The following is a 3389-nucleotide window of genomic DNA, read 5'->3' as shown; positions in this document are numbered from 1 at the left end:
GGGGAGCTGCGCTTCGACGCGACGAAGCCGGACGGCACGCCGCGCAAGCTGCTCGACGTCTCGCGGCTCAAGGCGCTCGGCTGGGCGCCGCGGATCCCGCTCGAGCGGGGGATCGCCGAGACCTACGCCTGGTACGTCGAGTCGCTCGCCCGCTGAGCCGCGGGCTCGTCGAGCGCGGCGCCGCTCGCCCGCCGAGGCGCGGGCCGGGTGTTCGTCGAGCGCGGCGCCGGCCGCGCCCGCGTCAACGCGCGTGGCGCGCCTCGCGGAGCGCGGCGCGGAGCCGCTCGACGGCGAGGATCGCCGCGCGGCGCGCGCGCTCCGGCAACCGCCGCGGCCTGGCGTCCCACGGCGCGTCGGCGCGCGTCGCCGGCACGCGGCCGAACGGCGCGTGCGGCTTCGCCCCCCACTTGCGGATGAACTCGAGACGGGCCCGGTTCTCGGAGCGCACCCAGTCCGGGCACGCCGAACGGCGCCGCCCGCCCTCCCCGAACCGCAGGCTGATCCCCGAGAAGTGGTAGAGCAGCGCGGCGCGGGTGCGGACCAGCTCCGCGCCGTCGAGCTTGAGGCGCAGGAAGAGATCGGGGTCGTGGTACGGCCCGGCGGCGAACCGCTCGTCGGCCCCGCCGACGGCGCGGAACAGCGAACGCTCGACGAGGAACGGGTAGTTCGCGCCCTCCTCGAGCGTCGGCGCGGCGAGGGCGGCGTCGAGCTCGTCGAGCGCCGCGAGGTCCAGCCGTTCCGGGTCGAGCCCGAGGTCGCGCGGCACGAAGCAGGACGCCGGCGGGCGCCCGCCGCCCGGCGGCTCGGCGCAGGTGAGCGAGAGGACGCGGCCGGGGCGGAGCAGCGGGACGACCCGTTCCCGCCAGCCGCGCGGGAAGGCCATGTCGTCGTTGGCGAAGAGCAGCCACGCGCCGGAGGCGAGCGCCGCGGCGGCGTTGACGGCGCGGGTGTTGCCGCGGTTGACCGGGTCGTAGACCGCGGCGACGGCGATCCCGGCGGCGCGGAGGGACGCCGCGGCCAGCGCGATCGCCTCCCGCGACGCCTCGCCGCCGCCGTCGCCGTAGATGCAGACCTCGAGGCCGGCGGGGTCGGCCTCGCGGAGGAGGGACCGCGCGCAGCAGAGCAGGTGCGCGGCCGCGCGGAAGGTGGGGAGGACGACGCTGATCGACGTGTCGAGCGTCATGCGCTGTTGTCCCCGTTCAGTAGCCGATCGCGGCGCCGTCCTTGCGCGATTCCGAAGCGCCCGACAAGACGCCCGTCGCGAGGTCGCGGCAGACCGCCTGGTAGCCGCCGAAGTTCCCCGGCATCGGAACGATCCGGTGGCCGCGCGCCGCGAGTCCGCGCCGCGCACCTTCATCAACGCCGCTCTCCAGCCCGAGGTTCCCGCCGTCCTTCATCGAAGTTCCGGTCGGCTCGGACGAGCCTTCGTGCACGAATCGCGGCGCGTCCCCCGCCTCCTGGATGTTCATGTCGAAGTCGACGAGGTTGACCACGATCTGCGCCTGCCCTTGGGGCTGCGTCGCCCCGCCCATCACGCCGAAGGCGCAGACCGTCGCGCCGCGGGCGAGGAAGCCGGGGATGATCGTGTGGAACGGCCGCTTGCCCGGGGCCTGCACGTTGGGGTGCTTCGCGGCGAGCGCGAACTGGCCGCCGCGGTCCTGCAGGCCGAAGCCGAGCTCCGGCACGACGTAGCCCGAGCCGAAGCCGGTGTAGTTGCTCTGGATCAGCGAGACGACCATCCCCTCGGCGTCGGCCGTCGCGAGGTAGGTCGTGTCGCCGTGGCCGAGCGCGGCGTCGGGCGGCGGCTCGACGAGCGCGGCGCGCTTCATGTCGATCAGCGCCGCGCGCCGCTTGGCGTACTCCTTGTCGAGCAGCGTCGCGATCGGCGTCGCGGCGAAGGCCGGGTCGGCGTAGTAGCGCGCGCGGTCGGCGAAGGCGAGCTTCTTCGCCTCGACGAAGACGTGCCAGAAGTCGGCCGAGGACCGGCCCATCCCCGCGAGGTCGAACGTTTCGAGGATGTTGAGCATCTCCAGCGTCGCCAGCCCTTGGCCGCTCGGCGGCAGCTCGTAGACCTCGGCGCCGCGGTAGGTCGTCTTGATCGGCGTCGTCCAATCGGAATGGTGGCGGCGGAAGTCCTCGGGGGAGAAGAAGCCGCCGACCTTGCGCGAGAAGGCGACGATCGCCGCGGCGATCGGGCCGTCGTAGTAGGCGTCGCGCCCCTTCTCGGCGAGCAGCCGCAGCGTGCGCGCGAGGGCCGGGTTGCGGAAGACCTCTCCTTCGCGCGGCGCGCGTCCGCCGGGGAGAAACACCTCCGCGAATCCGGGCTTGTCGCGGAAGACGCGCTCCGAGCGGGCCCACGCGCCGGCGATGACCTGCGGCACGGGAGCGCCTTCCTCGGCGAGGCGGATCGCCGGGGCGAGCAGCTCCTTCATCGGCAGCCGGCCGAAGCGGCGGTGGAGCTCGAACCAGCCGTCCGCCGCGCCGGGCACCGTCCAGGAGTAGGGGCTGTAGAGCGGGATCGTGCCGTCGGGGTTCGCGCGGATCTTGTCCGGGGTCAGCGCCAGCGGGCTGCGGCCCGACGCGTCGAGGCCGACGAGTTCGCCGGTCTTCGGGTCGCGCACGATCGCGAAGAGGTCCCCGCCGAGCCCGCAGGAGACCGGCTCGAGGACGGCGAGCGCGGCGTTGACCGCGATCGCCGCGTCCACCGCCGTGCCGCCGCGCTCCAGCACGGCGACGCCGATGCGCGAGGCGAGGGGCTGGGCGCTCGCGGCGACGCCGTGCCGCGCGTAGACGACGGAGCGGGTGGCGAACGGCTGCCCTTCGGTGCGGTCCACGGCGCGAGCATAAGGCGCCGCGGCCGCGGCGGCGGCGAGGAGAACGACGGCGCTGCGGAAAGAGATCATCGTTGCGCCTCCGGGGCGCGGGCGCGCAGCCGCGCGAGCAGGACGGCGGCCAGCGCCGCCGCGCCGAGCATCATCAGCGAGCCGAAGCGGAACGGCCACGCCTGGCCGAGGTCGCGGAAACTGACCACGCCCAGCAGCGGGCCGCCGATCCGCGCGAGGCTGCCCATCGACTGGTAGATCCCCATCACGCCGCCGACCTCGTCCGGATCGACGACGCGCGAGGCGAGCGAGGAGAGCGAGGGGTTGAGCAGCCCGGTGCCGACCGCCATGACGCCGAGGGCGCCGCGCACGAGCGCGACGGCGCCGAGGTAGGGCAGGAAGCCGAGCGCGAGGCAGGCGAGCGCCGCGCCGGCGACGACGAGCCGCGCCTCGCCGAAGACCTTGGTCAGTCGGCCGACGAGCCCGCCCTGCACGACGGCGCCGACGACGCCGACGAAGAGGAAGATCCAGCCGGTCTCGTGCGCCGTCAGCGCGAAGCGGGACTCG

The 3389-nt window shown here is 74.9% G+C and carries 4 protein-coding genes; 1 reads left to right on the top strand and 3 read right to left on the bottom strand.

The features are described from left to right. A partial coding sequence (locus LLG88_00755) for a GDP-L-fucose synthase (protein MCE5245440.1) occupies positions 1 to 156 on the top strand: 156 nt, incomplete at its 5' end. 85 nt (positions 157 to 241) lie between these two features. Here LLG88_00755 and LLG88_00750 read toward each other — a convergent pair. The 3 genes from LLG88_00750 to LLG88_00740 form a co-directional block, all read right to left on the bottom strand. Next, positions 242 to 1183 carry a glycosyltransferase gene (locus tag LLG88_00750; protein ID MCE5245439.1) on the bottom strand — a complete coding sequence of 314 codons (942 nt, stop codon included), beginning with the start codon at positions 1181 to 1183 and terminating at the stop codon, positions 242 to 244. Positions 1184 to 1199: 16 nt separating this feature from the next. Next, the gene (ggt, locus tag LLG88_00745) at positions 1200 to 2903 is read right to left on the bottom strand and encodes a gamma-glutamyltransferase (protein ID MCE5245438.1); all 1704 of its coding nucleotides are present in this window, start codon (positions 2901 to 2903) and stop codon (positions 1200 to 1202) included. Further along, on the bottom strand, positions 2900 to 3389 hold a 490-nt coding region (locus LLG88_00740; GenBank protein MCE5245437.1), incomplete at its 5' end, for an MFS transporter. The genes ggt and LLG88_00740, both read right to left, overlap by 4 nt.

The organism is bacterium (assembly GCA_021372775.1).
Lineage (GTDB): Bacteria > Acidobacteriota > Polarisedimenticolia > J045 > J045 > JAJFTU01.
Note: the sequence above shows the minus strand (reverse complement) of the source record. Positions and strands in the feature narration are given on the sequence as shown.